Origin of the sequence: Pseudoxanthomonas sp. F11, from assembly GCF_037046485.1 — a bacterium.
In the GTDB taxonomy this organism is placed as follows: domain Bacteria; phylum Pseudomonadota; class Gammaproteobacteria; order Xanthomonadales; family Xanthomonadaceae; genus Pseudoxanthomonas_A.
Window position 1 is genome coordinate 315,646 of record NZ_JBANLZ010000003.1, and the last position, 14,452, is coordinate 330,097.

Here is a 14,452-nt window from a genome sequence, read left to right on the forward strand (position 1 = left end):
CCCACGGACCGGACGCCCCATGAACGAGCTGCAGGACCTCACCGCGCTGATCCGCGCCAACACCCCGCTGATCGTCATCGAAACCCAGGACGAAGCGCGCGTGATCGACCTGTTCCGGCAGGCCCTGGGCCAGGTGTGGCGGGCGTTGTTCCGCTGGAGCATCACCGAGGGCCTGCGCCGGCTGGACATGGACCGCGAGGACGACGCCATCGGCCCGCCCGACGCCAGCGCCGCCCTGCAGGCCATCAAGCAGGCCGAGCAGCGCGGCATCTACCTGCTGCTGGATTTCCACCCCTACCTGGGCTACGCCAGCAGCCAGCGCCAGCTGCGCGACATCCTGCAGCGCCGGCACAGCCTGCCGCACGTGGTGGTGCTGGTGGGCGCGACGATCGAACTGCCGGCCGAACTGGACGCGCTGGCCGTGCGTTTCAGCCCGCGCCTGCCCGACGGTAACGCCCTGCTGAAGATGGTCCGCGAGGAAGCCGAGCACTATGCCCGCGAGCACGGCGGCCGGCGCGTCGAGGCCGATGGCGAGGCGGTGAAGCAGATCGTGCGCAACCTGCAGGGCCTGAGCCTGGTCGACGCACGCCGCATCGCGCGGCAGCTGATCTTCGCCGACGGCGCCCTGACCGCCAGCGACCTGCCCGCGCTGAACAAACTGAAGTTCGAGCTGCTCAACCGCAGCGGGCATCTGCACTATGAATACGACACCGCGAAGTTCGCCGACGTGGCCGGTGCGTCGCGGCTGAAGCGCTGGATCGAACAGCGGCGTGCGGTGTTCGTGTCTGGCAACCCGCCGCCGGGGCTGGACCTGCCCAAGGGCGTGCTGCTGCTGGGCGTGCAAGGCTGCGGCAAGTCGATGCTGGCCAAGGCCACGGCCGCCGGCTTCGGCGTGCCGCTGCTGCGGCTGGATTTCGGCACGCTGTACGACAAGTACCACGGCGAGACCGAGAAGAACCTGCGCGCGGCGCTCGCCTCGGCCGAGCAGCTGGCGCCGTGCGTGCTGTGGATCGACGAGATCGAGAAGGGTCTGGCCAGCGGCGGCGACGAGGATGGCGGGGTGTCGCGCCGCGTACTCGGCTACCTGCTGACATGGATGGCCGAGCGCAAGGCCGGTGCGGGCAGCGGACAGGTCTTCCTGGTCGCCACCGCCAACCAGGTGCAGGATCTGCCGCCGGAGCTGCTGCGCAAGGGCCGTTTCGACGAGATCTTCTTCGTCGACCTGCCTTCGCCCGAAGCGCGGGTGGAGGTGCTGCGCGTGCACCTGGCACGCCGGCAGCTGGATCCTGAAGGCTTCAACCTGCCCGCACTCGCGGCGGCGGCGAACGGTTTCTCCGGCGCGGAACTGGAACAGGCCATCGTCTCGGCGCTGTACGCCGCTCACGCGGAACAGAAGCCGCTGGACACCGAGCTGGTGATGCACGAGATCCGCAGCACCCGCCCGCTGTCGGTATTGATGGGCGAACAAGTGCAGGCGCTACGGGATTGGGCGCGGGAGCGGACTGTTCCTGCGGACTGAACGAAACCTACGCCACCCGCCTTCGCCGCGCGATCGATGCGCTCAACGCTGCGGCGCCGCGTACGGATCCATGCGCAGGGTCGATGCCAGCGTGTGCGCGCTGGATGCCTTCGTTTCGCCCGTGCACCGATACTCGCGCTCCACCTGCCAGCGTTCGCACGAACCGTTGCTTCCACCCGTGATGCAATGCCGCGTACCGGAGGTCTCCGCAACGCCGCTGTAGCCGGCCCACTTGCATTGCCGCATCGCCAGACGATCCGCCATGCGTGCATCAACCGGGAAGCTCTCCAGCTCTTCTGTCTCCTGAGCAATCTTCACGGTGCGATCGACGGAGCTTCGATCGGCCGAAACTAGCCATGCACCGGTTGTCGCGCAGCCAGCAAGCAATACCAGAGGGAAACACATCAAATGCGTTCTCATGAAAATCTCCTTTTCGCATGGGCCGGCATCAGAAATCTCGCAGCTGCCGCGGCTATCCACGACAGCGCTTTCGATTGTGGACCGCTCCAGGTGCAGCTGCAACCTGGCGAAGGAATCTCGAGCCTCCGTTTGCAATCCCTCCGTTCCGCGCATCGTGCCAGTCGATTGAGGCCGGGGTAGCTTCAGCCGATCCGGCTGCCGACGGCATGGATGAGCGAGACCGGGATCGTCGCTAGTAAGTAGGATGGGTTGAGCCGAAGGCGATACCCATCACGTTCAATCTGGAAAGCCCAGCGCGAACGAGCTATCGAGCGTGCGGCCGCTCCAGTATGCCTTCCTGCGAATGGAGCGGGTGATGGGTATCGCCTTCGGCTCAACCCATCCTACTCGCTATGCGACACCCCTATAGAGCGCTAACGCTTCAATCAACCCGACCCGCGAGGCGGGCTCGGCTGAATGATCTGCTAGATCAATAGCCATCAATCTGTAATCGCTTGTTGCAGTGTGCCCCAGCTCCGTAAAGATCTGGGAACAGACTGGCGTGGTTGATGTTCATTTTGTTGAGCATCTTCAAGCAGTCGGGGCGATCCCGGTTTGGAATGATGATCTTGATCAAAGTCATATACTTTCCATCATCCTTGAAGTATTCCTTCACCCAACTCTCAACCGTGTGCCCGTACGGAGTCTTGGTGAACAAGCCAGACTGACTGACGAGACGTGAGTTCTCGTCCTGCAGTGGCCTAATTAACTCCAAGATAGGCGGTGAATCTGGCCCCTTGTGGGAGGAGGTGATCTCTTTGTTCTTAAGAGATACACCACCTAAGGCCCAGATTGCGCGCCTATCAGTGGCCGGAGCCTGCTCTTTATCAAAGGCGAAGTACAGTGCAGCAAATGGCGATTCTGTCCAGTCCAGCAAGGGAGTTGCTAGGCCAGCGATGCGCTGCATGGCGGCGTCGGACAGGCCGCGCGCATCCAGCACCACGCCGGCGGGATTGCCGCCGCTCGGGTCGGTGGTAAAAGCGCTGTAGCGCAGGACCGCGGGCGTCATCGTGTTTCTCCTTCGACCGCAACGGCGACGGGCGCGTCGAGGCGCACCACCAGATGGCGCAGGAAGAACTGCGTCAGCGGCCCCACGCCGAAAGCGAACACCAGCGTGCCCACACCCGCGACGCCGCCGAGCAGCACGCCGATGGCCAGCACGGTGACTTCGATCAGCGTGCGGATGCGGCGGATCGACCAGCCGGTGCGGCGCGCCAGTCCTGTCATCAGGCCATCGCGCGGACCCGGCCCCAGCTGCGCGCCGATGTACAGCGCGGTGGCGACGGCGCACAGCACCACGCCGGCCAGCAGGTAGGCGCAACGCAGCGGCAAGCCCTCGGGCGTCGCCAGCCAGGCAAGGTTGAGGTCGGCGAACGGCCCCAGCAGCAGCGTGTTGGCCAGCGTGCCCAGGCCGGGCATCTGCCGCAGCGGGATCCAGGCGAGCAGCACGGCCACCGCCGCAAGGATCATCACCGTGCCGAACGACAGCGGCAGATGGCGCGACACGCCCAGGTGGAATACGTCCCAGGGCGAGGCGCCCACGGCGCCTTCGATCATCAGGGCGATGGCCAGGCCGTACAGCCACAGGCCGACGAGCAGGCGCAGCACACGTTCGGGCAGGCGCCCGGCCTTGAGCTGGGCGAGGGGGCCGAGGTTGGCCAGGCCAATGGGAGAGGCAGATTTCATGGGGCCACCTTCCCTTCAATTGGCTCTTTTCGATAGAGCCAATCGTGCGATAGTGGTCTCATGAACCGCGTATTGGCCCCTGATCGCCTCGCCATGCTGGTCGGCGACTTCCCCCGGTCGCCCGCCTACCGCGGGCTGCGCCAGGCGCTGCAGGAGCTGATCGGCGACGGCCGCATCCCGCTGGACACCCGCCTGCCCAGCGAACGTGCCGTCAGTGAAGCGCTCGGCGTGTCGAGGAACACCGTCACCCGTGCCTATGCGGACCTGGTGGCCGCCGGCTTCGCCACCGCCCGGCAGGGCGCGGGCACGTTCGCCACGGTGCCGCTCGATCGCCGCCGCGCGCATGACCACGCACTGCACGCCGTCGGCACGGCACCTTCATCGGGCATCGCCATCGACCTCAACTGCGCGGCCGGCGCGGCCACGCCCGGCGTCGCCGCCGCGTATGCGCGCGCGCTGGAGGCATTGCCCGCCTACCTGGCCAGCGACGGCTATCTGCCTTCCGGTCTGCCCGCACTGCGCGCCCGCGTCGCGGCGATGTACGCGCAACGCGGCCTGCCCACCACGCCCGAGCAGATCGTGATCACCTCGGGCGCGCTGTCGGCCATCGCGATCATCGCCCGCGCGCTGACCCGCCCGGGCGACCGCCTCATGATCGAGTCGCCGGTGTATTCGAATGCGATCGAGGCGCTGCGCCTCGGCGGCGCGCGCCTGGTCAGCGCGCCGATGGGCGACCCGCTGGGCGAGGACGGCTGGGACCTTGCCGCCATCGAGGCGACATTGCGGCAGACCTCGCCGCGGCTGGCGTACCTCATTCCGGATTTCCAGAACCCCACCGGCTTCCTGATGGGTGAAACGCAACGCGCGCACTATGCCGCTGCGCTGCGCGCCACGCGCACGATCGCCCTCGTCGACGAAACGCTGCAGTCGACCCGACTGTCCGACACGCCGATGCCGGCACCGTTCGCCGCATTCGCAGCCGATGCGTTCACCATCGGCAGTGCGTCCAAACGCTGCTGGGGCGGCCTGCGCGTGGGCTGGATCCGTGCGCCGCGCGAGCATATCGAACGCCTTATCGCCACGCGCGTGCAGATGGACCTGGGCAGTTCGCTGTTCGACCAGTTGGTGGTGGCGGAGATGCTGGACGCCCACGGCGCCCTCGCCGCGCGACGCGCCCAGATGCGGGAACGACGCGACACCCTGGCGCAGGCCCTGCGCGAGCACTTGCCCGACTGGCGCTTCCGCCTGCCCGAAGGCGGCCTGTCGCTGTGGGTACGGATGCCTCACGGCAGCGCCACCGCACTGGCGGCGGACGTGGAACGCAAGGGTGTGTATCTCGCGCCGGGCCCGGTCTTCAGTGTGGAAGGCGGCAACGACCAGTGGCTGCGCATTCCCTATGCCAAGCCCGAAGCCATGCTGGTGCAGGCGGTGCGGGTAATGGCTGAAACCTGGAAGGCGCATCCGCGCGATGCACGACATCAGCGCGACGCGGCACGACGCCTGATCGCGTGAGGCGCTAGCCGTCGTCGGTGCGCTTGGCGACACGCCGCTCCAGCCATGCCAGCACCGACAGCACGGCGAACGTCAGCAGCGTTGCCAGCAACGCCAACCAGCCATGGCCGAAGCCGACGGCCACGCCGATCACCGCCACCATCAGCAGCGACGCCGCCGTGGTGATGCCGGCGACCACGCGGCCGCGGTGGGCGATCATCGTGCCGGCGCCGATGAAGGCGACGCCGGCGATCACCGCTTCGACCAGCCTGAACGGATCGATCCGCACGCGCTCGTCGCCCCCGTGCTGCGCCAGCGCCAGCATCATGTCGCCCATGCCGGTGAGCATGGCCGCCGCGCCGGCCACCAGCATGTGCGTGCGGAAGCCGGCGGGGCGGTCCTTCATCTCGCGCTCCAGCCCGATGGCGCCGCCCAGCAGCATCGCGAACGCGATGCGCCCGACCACCGGCGCCTGTGCTTCCCATCCGTCGAACATGGCATGACCTCCTGCGCCGATGCTTCCACCGGCGCGGTCAACGCGATGCGAAGGCAGCTCAGGGTGCGGTGGGCGATTCGCCGGTCAACAGGGCACGATGTTCCGGGCTGTCGGGCAACCAACCGGCGGGCGGCTCGCCCGCAATGCCGTTGGCCTGCAGTTGATGACGCATGGCGGCGAGTTCGCCGTCGCGCAGGAAGACATCGACGTAGTCGGCCGGCAGATGTCGCGCGGCCGCAGGTCGCTGGTACAGCCGCATGACGTTTTCGTACACCCACGCGAACTGGCGCAGGCGCTCGCGCGCCGCCTCGCGCTCCACATCACCGTCGGCCCACTGCACCAGCTGTGGCAGCGCGATGGCCGGCCCGATCATGATCGAGTCGTCGGCGGCCAGCAGCGTGTAGATCCGCTTGCAGGCGGTGCGTGCGTCGGCGGGCAGCGCACCGACCTGGACCCGGCAGCGTTGCATGATCGGCTGCAGGGTCGGGATCGCGATGGCCGCAGTGATGGCCATGACCGCTACATCCGCCATGTCCTGCGGCGTGGCAGCCCGGCCGATCCCGAGATCCTCGCCGATGGCGGCTGCCAGCGCGGGATCCAGCGGCGGTGCCGGCACCTGTCGCAGCGTCGTGGCCATCAGCAGGCCGACGTCGCTGAAGTGCGCGCGGTAGTGGGTCGCGTCGGCGGCCGCCTGCCAGTACCGCTCGGCGGCAGCCATGTCCCTGCGTTGGACGGCATCGGCATAGGTCGCGAGCAGGAGTTCGGCATTGCCCGGATCGGCGGCCATCAGGCGTTGCAGCAGCAGGCTGCGGTCGCAGCGGGCGTCGTTCGTCGCGCAGGCGTCCAGCAGTGCCCAGTCCACCAGCGGATCGTCGCCCCTGGATGCGGCGTGGGCGGCCTGGAGCCATGCGCGCGCCTGGGTGTCCGCGTCATCGTCACTCCGCGGCCACAGCCAGCCGGCCACCAGCAGGTCACGCGGCGTGCCACGCGCGGCGACGGTACGCAGATGCGCTTCGACGTTGGCGCGCCATGCGTCGTGCCAGGCCCGGCTGGCAGCGGCCAGCTGCGGATCGGATTCGACCCGGCCCGGCACCTCCGGGGGCGGACCGTCCTGCGCCAGAGAGAGCGATGGAGCCAGCATCGACGCCATCAACATCAGCCACATGCCCGCCTGCATTGTCATGCGCATTGCCCACTCCTGTCGGGAACTGCGACCACGTTCGCACGACCAGCGCACCGCGCGCCAGCGCCCGCCTATGCGGCCAGGCGCCCCACCACCCACGCCCACATCGGCAGCGTCGCCAGCGACAGCAGGATGCCGTAGCCGACCAGCGCAGCGGCCAGGCGCGGGGCGAGCTGGTGCGAGATGGCCAGCGCGGCGGCCGTGATCATGGTCGGCATGGCCGACTCCAGCACATTGGCCTGCAGCATCTCGCCGGACATGCCGAACGCCAGCGACAGCGGCAACGCCAGCGCCGGCATCACCAGCAGGCGCAGCAGCAGGCCGACCGCCAGCGGCTTCACCTCGTCGCGCGGCAGTTTCAGCTGGATGGTCAGGCCCACCGCCAGCATCACCAGCGGCAGCAATGCATCGGCCAGCTTCTGCAGGGCCCCGCCGATCCAGGCCGGGGGCTGCTCCGGCATCAGCGTCAGTCCGACCAGCAGGGCCCACACCGGCGGGAACTTCAGGATGCGCAGGCCGATCTCGCGTGCGGTGGGGGGCGCATCGCCGCCATAGCGCGCCAGCACGTACAGGCCGAACGTGGACAGGAGGACGAAGGTGCCGAACTGGTCGTACACCACCGCGTACGGCAGCGCGTGTTCGCCCAGCAGCGCGCGCACCATCGGGTACCCGATGAAGCTGCTGTTGCACAGGGCCACGCACAGCAGCAGTACCGCATGCTCGTCGCGACGGAAGCCGAACAGGCGCGTGGCCAGGGCGACCAGGGCGATGGTCGCGGCCGTCAGCACCCAGGGCGTGACGACCACGCCCAGCAGCGACGCGTCCACGTGCAGGCGTGGGACGTAGGTCAGCACCGCGGCAGGCAGGCAGACATACAGCACCACGCGGTTCAGCACGTCCGCCGCGTTGTCGGGAAACACCCGCAGGCGCGCGAACACCATGCCCAGGGCCAGCATGGTCAGGATCAGGGCGAAGGCATCGAATGCCATGGTGCGGCGGGAGCGGCGTGGGGCTGCGCAGGATCGCACACAGGGGTACGCCGCGCCGCCGGACCATCGTCGTATGCGGAGTCCCGTCTTCAGACGGCTCCCAACGGTCGATGGCGGGTCACGCCGCAACGACGGGGCCAGGTCGGCGCAGGGCTTATCATGGGCGGCATGACGACTCCCGCCTTTCCCACCGCGTCCGGCCCGATCACCCTGGAGGGTCCCGAAGGGCCGCTGGAAGCCCATGTCGACTGGCCGGAAGACGGCGAGCCGGTAAAGCCGGTCACCGCGGTGATCTGCCATCCCCTGCCCACGGAAGGCGGCACCATGCACAACAAGGTGGTGGTGATGGCCGCGCGCAGCCTGCGCGAACTCGGTGCGGTGACGGTGCGCTTCAACTTCCGCGGCACGGGCGCTTCGGCCGGCCTGTTCGACCATGGCGACGGCGAAGTGGACGACCTGCGCGCGGTCGTGGCCTGGGTGCGTGCCCAGCGTCCCGGCACCCAGCTGTGGCTGGCGGGCTTCAGCTTCGGCGCCTACGTATCGCTGCGCGCCAGCGACAGCCTGCAGCCGGATGCACTGGTGTCGATCGCGCCGCCGGCAGGCCGGTGGGATTTCGCTTCGATCACGCCCCCCACGTGTCCGTGGCTGGTGATCCAGGGCGAGGAAGACGAGATCGTCGAGCCGCAGGCCGTGTACGACTGGATCGACACGCTGAAACAGCCGCCCGAACTGATCCGCATGCCCGAGACCAGCCATTTCTTCCACCGCAAGCTGATGGACCTGCGCGGCGCCATCAAGCATGCGATGAAAGCCTACGTACCGGCGTGATGACGGACGACGCTCGGGAGACGGCCCCGACGCCGTCGCAGGTCTACGCACGCGGCGCCTCGGAAGGCCAATGGCAGAACGATCCGGCGCAACATCCCGCGCTGGCCGAACTCGACCGCATCCATGCGGCCTTGCTGGCGGAGCCGCCGTCGCCCGGCCTGTTCGGCAGGCTGTTCGGCAAGCCACCGGAAACCGTCAAGGGCCTGTACTACTGGGGCGAAGTCGGGCGCGGCAAGACCTTCCTGGTGGACCTGTTCTACGACACCCTGCCGTTGCCGACGTACTCGGTTTCGCAGAACAAGGCGCATGGCGAAGGCGGCGGCAAGTACCGCACCCACTTCCACCGCTTCATGCGCGGCGTGCACGAGCGCCTGCGCCTGCACGCCGGCGAGAGCGATCCGCTGGCGAAGATCGTGCGTGAAGTCCGCGGCAAGCTGCGCGTGCTGGTGCTGGACGAGTTCTTCGTCACCGACATCGGCGATGCGATGCTGCTGGCGCGCCTGCTGGAGCGCATGTTCGCCGAAGGCATCACCCTGGTGACGACCTCCAATACCGCGCCGCAGAACCTGTACAAGGACGGCCTGCAGCGCGCGGGCTTCCTGCCAGCGATCGACCTGCTGCAGACGTACTGCGTGGTGCTGCGCTCGGACGGGCAGGAAGACTACCGCCTGCGCGCGCTGACCCGCTCGCCGGTGTACCGGACGCCGCTGGACGGCGCGGCCGACGACTGGCTGGCGATGCGCTGGCGCGAACTCAGCGGTGGCGAAGCCGCGCACGGCGGCAACATCGAGATCGACAGCCGCAAGATCCCGGTACGCGGCCGTGGCAAGAGCATCGCCTGGTTCGATTTCGCGGCGCTGTGCGAGGGTCCCCGCGGCACCACGGACTACATCGAGATCGCGCACGAGTTCAACACGGTGCTGGTGGGCGGCATTCCGCGCTTCGATGCCTTGAACGAAGACGCCGCGCGCCGCTTCGTCAACCTGATCGACGAACTGTACGACCGCCACGTCAACCTGGTGTGCACCGCCGCGGACGCGCCGACGGTGCTGTACACCGGCACGCGCCTGCAGGGCGCGTTCGAGCGCACCGCCTCGCGCTTGATCGAGATGCAGAGCGCCGAGTACCTGGCCACGCCGCACAAGGCCTGAGCGGATGGACGTGGTGCCCGCTGCGATAGACGATGCGATGCGCCGGACGATCGACAACGGCGGCCGTGTCTGCGTGCTCACCGGCGCCGGCATGTCGGCCGAGAGCGGCATCCCCACCTTCCGCGGCACACACGACAGCCTGTGGTCGCGCTTCGATCCTATGCGGCTGGCGACCGCCGAAGCGTGGCGCGAGGATCCCGCGCTGGTGTGGGGGTGGTACCGCTGGCGCATGCAACTCGTCCGCGATGCGCAGCCGAATGCCGGTCATCGTGCGCTGGCGGCGCTGGCGCAACGCGTGCCGCTGTCATTGGTCACCCAGAACGTCGACGACCTGCACGAACGCGCCGGCAGCATCGTCGATGCGCATGTGCACGGCAGCCTGTTCGCGTTGCGCTGCTTCGCCTGCGGGCGCGCGCATGACGGCCCGCTCGACGACTACCTGGAAGGCATGCAACGGGTCGAACCGATGCGCTGCGCGGCCTGCGGCGACCGCATGCGCCCGGGCGTGGTGTGGTTCGGTGAAGCTCTGCCGGGCGACGCATGGAGCACGGCGACTGATGCGGCGACACGCTGTTCGCTGATGCTGGTCGTGGGTACGTCGGGGCTCGTTCATCCCGCCGCCGGATTGCCTGCATTGGCACGCCGCAGCGGGGCCACGGTAGTGGAGATCAATCCCGAGGCCACCGCGCTGTCCGCGGAGGCGGACCACGTCTGGCGGGCGACCGCAGCGCAGGCGTTGCCGTTGCTGGTGCGCTAGGCACTGCTCCTTGTCTTCTCTCGGCTGGCGAGGAGAAAGTGCCCGAAGAACCTGCTCTCGCTTGATCCGGGGAAACAAGGTGCGCTGTCGTGGGAGCGACGCAAGTCGCGATCCGCTGTCGGTATAGCCTCATCGCGACTCACGTCGCTCCCTCGGTGGCAGGCGCTAGTTCACATGGCGCTGCACGAACGCATCCACGGCTTCGGTATAAGCCGACGGCGCGCCCAGCAGGTGATTCACCTCGCCGTGCGAGAGGTCTTCCGGCAGCACCTCCATCGCGACCCCCAGCGTCTTCGCCCTCTCCGCCATCGCGCGACCCTGTGGGCAGGCATCCTGCCGGCGCGAGGAGCAGACGAACAGCATCGGCACCGCGTCGCGGGTGAGCTGGTGGTAAGGCGAAGCGGCGATCCAGTCGGCGGGATTCCTGCCGAACGCCGCATCGTAGATGCGCGGCAGCGGGGGCTTCTTCATCGTCTGCGGCACGTCGAGCGCGCCGCTGTCCAGCGAGACCACGCCTCGCGGCCGTGCGGCGCCCGCGTCCCGCCACAGCGTGGACGACGCACCCACCAGCGCGGCGAGGTGCGCGCCGGCCGAGTGGCCCATCAGCATCACGTTCGCCGGATCGGCGTTCCAGGACGGTGCGCGCTTCTGCACGTCGGCCAGGGCGCGCGCCACGTCGCGGGCCTGGTCGATGGGCGCGGTGTCCGGTCGCATGCGGTAGTTGATCGAGACCAGCACGTAGCCTTTCGGCAGCCAGTACGCGGCCTTGTTCTCGACCACGCCGGGATTGTCCTTGTTGCCGTTGGCCCAGCCGCCGCCGTGCACGAAGAGGATCACCGGCGCGCGCTGCGGCTGCGCCGGCAGGTAGACGTCGTAGCGCTGGCGCGGGTCGTCGCCGTAGGCGACATCGCGCAGCGCACGGGCGCCGGCGGGTAACGCCGGTGGGCTTGCAGCCGGCTGGCGCGACGCGTCGCGCGCCTGCTGCAGGCGTTCGCGGAAGGTCTGCGCGGCCAGCGGCAGCGCAGCGGTCAGGACGCAGGCCAGCAGGCCCGTGCGGAACAGCATCGTCTTCATCGCATCACCTTGTTGGGGGAGATCAACCGGCCCGCAGCCACAGTTGCGCGCGCAGGCCCTGGGGCGTATTCGGCAGCAGGCGCAGTTCGCCGCCGTGCTGGCGGGCCACGCGGTCGACGATCGGCAGGCCCAGGCCGCTGCCGCCGCCTGCCTGGTCGTGGACGAACGGCTGGCGTGCGCGCTCGGCGGCTTCGGCGGAGAGGCCCGGACCGCCATCGGCCACCTGGACCACCCACGCCGGACCTTCGGCCCACAGCCGCAACGACAGCGGCAACGCGCCATGCCGCTCGGCGTTGACCAGCAGGTTCTCGACCGCGCGCAGCAGCGCCATCGGCTTGCCCGCCAGCAGCGCGTGCTCCGGCAGTTCCACACGCCAGCCTTTCGAGGCCGCGGCGACCGCATGGCGGCAGATCGCGGCCAGGTCGACCGTTTCGCTGCCTTCGTCGCGGCCATCGCGGGCGAAGGCGATGAACTGGCCCAGGATCGCGTCCATTTCCATGATGTCGCGCTGCATGCTGCGGGTCAGGTCGGGATCGGTGTCGGGCACCATCTCCAGCGCGAACTGCAGGCGGGTGAGCGGCGTGCGCAGGTCGTGCGAGATACCGGCGAGCAGCAGCGCACGTTCTTCCGCCGCCGCGCGCACGTCGCGGCTTGCTTCGCCCAGCGCCTGTGCCAGGCCAGCGACTTCGCGCGGCGCGCGCGCCGGGACGATCGGCGGGGCGTCGCCGCGCACGATGGCCGGCGCCGCGGCTGCGAGCTGGCGCAACGGCTGCACCAGCCGGCGCGCGAAGTACGCGGCGGCCAGCCAGACCAGCGCCACGCACCCGATCAGCATGAACACCGAGAAGCGGCGCATGCCGTTCCCCGGGCGGTCGTAGGCGAACGACACCCACAGCGGTTCGCGCGTGGCGGGTTTCAGCCAGATCACCCGCAGCCCGCGGCCGGCCTCCATCCGCAGTTCGCGCCCGGAGCCCAGCGTGCCTGCCGCCCGTTCACGCAGTTCGCGCAACAACGGGGCGAAGCGCGGCCGGGCGTCGGCGGGCGGCGTGCTGCGCACTTCCAGCCCGGCATCCCGCAGCTGCGCGACCGTGCGTGCATGCGGCTGGTGCTGATCGAGCGCTTCGACCACTTCGGCAAAGCCCTGCATCGCGCGCAGCAGCTGTTCGGCCGCCGGCCGCGTGGCGAGTTCGCGCCCAAGCAGGACCGCCAGTACGCCCGCGCCCACCAACACCAGGGCGATGACCAGCGCCAGCTGGCCGAACACGCTGCGCGGCAATGGCGCCCTCATGGCGCGGCCTCAGGCGGGACGAACACGTAACCCACGCCCCAGACCGTCTGGATCAGGCGCGGCTGGCGCGGATCGTCCTCCAGCAGGCGGCGCAGGCGCGCGATGGTGACGTCCATGCTGCGCTCGAAGGCCTCGTGCTCGCGGCCGCGCGCCAGACTCATCAGGCGGTCGCGGCTGAGCGGCTGGCGTGGATGCCGCAACAACACCGACAGCACCGCGAATTCGCCGCTGGTCAGCCGCAGCAGCGCGCCGTCGCGGGTGAGCTCGCGCCGACCCAGGTCGAGCGTGAAAGGCCCGAACACCACCTCACCGCCGTCGGCCTGCGGCGCACCGGGCGCGGGGCGCGTGCGCCGCAGCACCGAACGGATGCGCGCCAGCAGCTCGCGCGGATTCACCGGCTTGGGCACGTAGTCGTCGGCGCCGATCTCCAGTCCGACGATGCGGTCGATCTCGTCGCCCTTCGCCGTCAGCATGACGATGGGCGTGGCGTCGCCCTGTCCGCGCAGGCGGCGGCATATCTCCAGGCCGTTCTCGCCGGGCAGCATCAGATCCAGCACGATCAGGTCGAAGTGGCCGCGATCCAGCGACTGCCGCATCTGCGCGGCATCGCCCACGCCGCGTACCTCGAAGCCCTGCGATTGCAGGTATCGCTGCAGCAGCTCGCGCAACCGCACGTCGTCGTCCACCAGCAGCACGCGGGGCAGGGTCTCGTCCATGCGGCCACTATCGCCCGCCGCCGCGACACCCGGCAAACCCCGTTTCCGGCCGGTTTGTAAGCAGATGTTTCCGGCGCGGGCGGCAGACACATCTGCTGTCAACCGCGACACACCTGCCGCCGTTGCCCGCCCTACCTTGGCCCTGCCGCCGCTTCCCCGTGCGGCCACCCCCACCCCGATGAGGATTCCGCCATGAGCAAGACCCCGTTGCTGATCGCCACCGCTTTCGCCCTGTGCGCCACCACCCTGATCGCCGACCAGGCCGAAGCCCGCGAACGCAGCCGCGCCGTGCAGCGCACCGCCCAGGGCGGCAGCGTCGCCGTCGAGCGCAGCAATGCCCGCTTCGACAGCCAGCGCCAACGAGGCTGGCAGGCCGATGGCCAGGGCAATGCGAGCGCCGCGCGCAGCGGCAGCCTCAGCGGTGCCAACGGCGGCAATGCCGGTTACGACCGCAGCGCCTACCGCAACGCCGACGGCAGTGCCGGCCGCCAGGGCAGCGCGTACGCCAACGGACCGAACGGCGGGACCGCCAGCACCAACGGCGGCATCAGCCGCGACGCGGACGGCAACGTGACCGGCGCACGCAGCACCACCGCCACCGGCGCGAACGGCAATAGCTACACCGGCAGTACGACCGTCTCGGACGGCACGCTGGTGCATACGCGCAGCTGCACCAATGCCGCCGGTGACGCCATCGCCTGTCCGCGCGGCCACTGACCGACCGGCTGCACCCCTTTCCCGCAGGCGCGGCGGCCTGGCACCTCCCCTGCCGCAAGGACGCATTCCCGACCCGCCGCGCCTGCACCTGTTCCTTC

The 14,452-nt window shown here is 69.3% G+C and carries 15 protein-coding genes; 6 read left to right on the forward strand and 9 right to left on the reverse strand.

Annotated elements, in window-relative coordinates:
• Window positions 1–19 precede the first annotated feature (19 nt).
• Window positions 20–1,519 (forward strand): AAA family ATPase, encoded by a 1,500-nt coding sequence (locus V8246_RS11975; protein ID WP_336189350.1) that lies wholly within the window; start codon window positions 20–22, stop codon window positions 1,517–1,519.
• 42 nt (window positions 1,520–1,561) lie between these two features.
• Here the strand turns inward: V8246_RS11975 and V8246_RS11980 are convergent, their stop codons facing one another.
• From V8246_RS11980 to V8246_RS11990, 3 genes are all read right to left on the reverse strand, one after another.
• Window positions 1,562–1,939 (reverse strand): hypothetical protein, encoded by a 378-nt coding sequence (locus V8246_RS11980; RefSeq protein WP_336189351.1) that lies wholly within the window; start codon window positions 1,937–1,939, stop codon window positions 1,562–1,564.
• Window positions 1,940–2,408: 469 nt separating this feature from the next.
• Complete coding sequence (locus tag V8246_RS11985; RefSeq protein WP_336189352.1) at window positions 2,409–2,987, reverse strand: FRG domain-containing protein; 579 nt, start codon at window positions 2,985–2,987, stop codon at window positions 2,409–2,411.
• On the reverse strand, window positions 2,984–3,664 hold the full coding sequence (locus tag V8246_RS11990; RefSeq protein WP_336189353.1) for a hypothetical protein: 681 nt from the start codon (window positions 3,662–3,664) through the stop codon (window positions 2,984–2,986). The genes V8246_RS11985 and V8246_RS11990 overlap by 4 nt, the downstream gene beginning before the upstream one ends.
• 60 nt (window positions 3,665–3,724) lie before the next feature.
• On the opposite strand from V8246_RS11990, the gene V8246_RS11995 reads away from it, so the two are divergent.
• On the forward strand, window positions 3,725–5,176 hold the full coding sequence (locus V8246_RS11995) for a PLP-dependent aminotransferase family protein (protein WP_336189354.1): 1,452 nt from the start codon (window positions 3,725–3,727) through the stop codon (window positions 5,174–5,176).
• Between the two features lie 4 nt (window positions 5,177–5,180).
• On the opposite strand, the gene V8246_RS12000 is transcribed toward V8246_RS11995, so the two are convergent.
• From V8246_RS12000 to V8246_RS12010, 3 genes are all read right to left on the reverse strand, one after another.
• The gene (locus V8246_RS12000) at window positions 5,181–5,651 is read right to left on the reverse strand and encodes an MgtC/SapB family protein (protein ID WP_336189356.1); all 471 of its coding nucleotides are present in this window, start codon (window positions 5,649–5,651) and stop codon (window positions 5,181–5,183) included.
• Window positions 5,652–5,709: 58 nt separating this feature from the next.
• Window positions 5,710–6,834, reverse strand: a complete 1,125-nt coding sequence (locus V8246_RS12005) for a hypothetical protein (protein WP_336189357.1) — start codon at window positions 6,832–6,834, stop codon at window positions 5,710–5,712.
• 71 nt (window positions 6,835–6,905) lie between these two features.
• Complete coding sequence (locus V8246_RS12010) at window positions 6,906–7,823, reverse strand: AEC family transporter (RefSeq protein WP_271251027.1); 918 nt, start codon at window positions 7,821–7,823, stop codon at window positions 6,906–6,908.
• A gap of 168 nt (window positions 7,824–7,991) precedes the next feature.
• On the opposite strand from V8246_RS12010, the gene V8246_RS12015 reads away from it, so the two are divergent.
• Genes V8246_RS12015 through V8246_RS12025 form a run of 3 tightly spaced genes read left to right on the forward strand, consistent with a single transcriptional unit; the run spans window position 7,992 to window position 10,559 of the window.
• Window positions 7,992–8,651 (forward strand): alpha/beta fold hydrolase, encoded by a 660-nt coding sequence (locus V8246_RS12015; protein WP_271251028.1) that lies wholly within the window; start codon window positions 7,992–7,994, stop codon window positions 8,649–8,651.
• A complete protein-coding gene (gene zapE, locus V8246_RS12020; RefSeq protein ID WP_284448482.1) occupies window positions 8,651–9,802 on the forward strand; it encodes a cell division protein ZapE in 1,152 nt (383 codons plus the stop codon). Before V8246_RS12015 ends, zapE begins: the two co-directional genes overlap by 1 nt.
• Before the next feature lie 13 nt (window positions 9,803–9,815).
• Window positions 9,816–10,559, forward strand: a complete 744-nt coding sequence (locus V8246_RS12025) for an NAD-dependent deacylase (RefSeq protein ID WP_336189358.1) — start codon at window positions 9,816–9,818, stop codon at window positions 10,557–10,559.
• Between the two features lie 165 nt (window positions 10,560–10,724).
• Here V8246_RS12025 and V8246_RS12030 read toward each other — a convergent pair whose 3' ends face one another.
• Genes V8246_RS12030 through ompR form a run of 3 tightly spaced genes read right to left on the reverse strand, consistent with a single transcriptional unit; the run spans window position 10,725 to window position 13,637 of the window.
• Entirely contained in the window at window positions 10,725–11,633 is a 909-nt protein-coding gene (locus V8246_RS12030) for an alpha/beta hydrolase (RefSeq protein ID WP_336189359.1), read from the reverse strand.
• 22 nt (window positions 11,634–11,655) lie between these two features.
• The gene (locus V8246_RS12035; RefSeq protein WP_336189360.1) at window positions 11,656–12,921 is read right to left on the reverse strand and encodes an ATP-binding protein; all 1,266 of its coding nucleotides are present in this window, start codon (window positions 12,919–12,921) and stop codon (window positions 11,656–11,658) included.
• Entirely contained in the window at window positions 12,918–13,637 is a 720-nt protein-coding gene (ompR, locus tag V8246_RS12040) for a two-component system response regulator OmpR (protein WP_336189361.1), read from the reverse strand. Before ompR ends, V8246_RS12035 begins: the two co-directional genes overlap by 4 nt.
• A gap of 192 nt (window positions 13,638–13,829) precedes the next feature.
• On the opposite strand from ompR, the gene V8246_RS12045 reads away from it, so the two are divergent.
• Complete coding sequence (locus tag V8246_RS12045; RefSeq protein WP_336189362.1) at window positions 13,830–14,354, forward strand: hypothetical protein; 525 nt, start codon at window positions 13,830–13,832, stop codon at window positions 14,352–14,354.
• Window positions 14,355–14,452 lie beyond the last annotated feature (98 nt).

Excerpts from the sequence above, each read along its gene's own strand:
- V8246_RS11980 (WP_336189351.1), bottom strand. The coding sequence starts at position 1,939 with ATGAGAACGCATTTGATGTGTTTCCCTCTGGTATTGCTTGCTGGCTGC.
- V8246_RS11975 (WP_336189350.1), top strand. The coding sequence starts at position 20 with ATGAACGAGCTGCAGGACCTCACCGCGCTGATCCGCGCCAACACCCCG.
- V8246_RS12035 (WP_336189360.1), bottom strand. The coding sequence starts at position 12,921 with ATGAGGGCGCCATTGCCGCGCAGCGTGTTCGGCCAGCTGGCGCTGGTC.
- V8246_RS12000 (WP_336189356.1), bottom strand. The coding sequence starts at position 5,651 with ATGTTCGACGGATGGGAAGCACAGGCGCCGGTGGTCGGGCGCATCGCG.
- V8246_RS12045 (WP_336189362.1), top strand. The coding sequence starts at position 13,830 with ATGAGCAAGACCCCGTTGCTGATCGCCACCGCTTTCGCCCTGTGCGCC.
- zapE (WP_284448482.1), top strand. The coding sequence starts at position 8,651 with ATGACGGACGACGCTCGGGAGACGGCCCCGACGCCGTCGCAGGTCTAC.
- V8246_RS11990 (WP_336189353.1), bottom strand. The coding sequence starts at position 3,664 with ATGAAATCTGCCTCTCCCATTGGCCTGGCCAACCTCGGCCCCCTCGCC.
- V8246_RS12015 (WP_271251028.1), top strand. The coding sequence starts at position 7,992 with ATGACGACTCCCGCCTTTCCCACCGCGTCCGGCCCGATCACCCTGGAG.
- V8246_RS12010 (WP_271251027.1), bottom strand. The coding sequence starts at position 7,823 with ATGGCATTCGATGCCTTCGCCCTGATCCTGACCATGCTGGCCCTGGGC.
- V8246_RS12005 (WP_336189357.1), bottom strand. The coding sequence starts at position 6,834 with ATGACAATGCAGGCGGGCATGTGGCTGATGTTGATGGCGTCGATGCTG.
- V8246_RS11985 (WP_336189352.1), bottom strand. The coding sequence starts at position 2,987 with ATGACGCCCGCGGTCCTGCGCTACAGCGCTTTTACCACCGACCCGAGC.
- ompR (WP_336189361.1), bottom strand. The coding sequence starts at position 13,637 with ATGGACGAGACCCTGCCCCGCGTGCTGCTGGTGGACGACGACGTGCGG.
- V8246_RS11995 (WP_336189354.1), top strand. The coding sequence starts at position 3,725 with ATGAACCGCGTATTGGCCCCTGATCGCCTCGCCATGCTGGTCGGCGAC.
- V8246_RS12030 (WP_336189359.1), bottom strand. The coding sequence starts at position 11,633 with ATGAAGACGATGCTGTTCCGCACGGGCCTGCTGGCCTGCGTCCTGACC.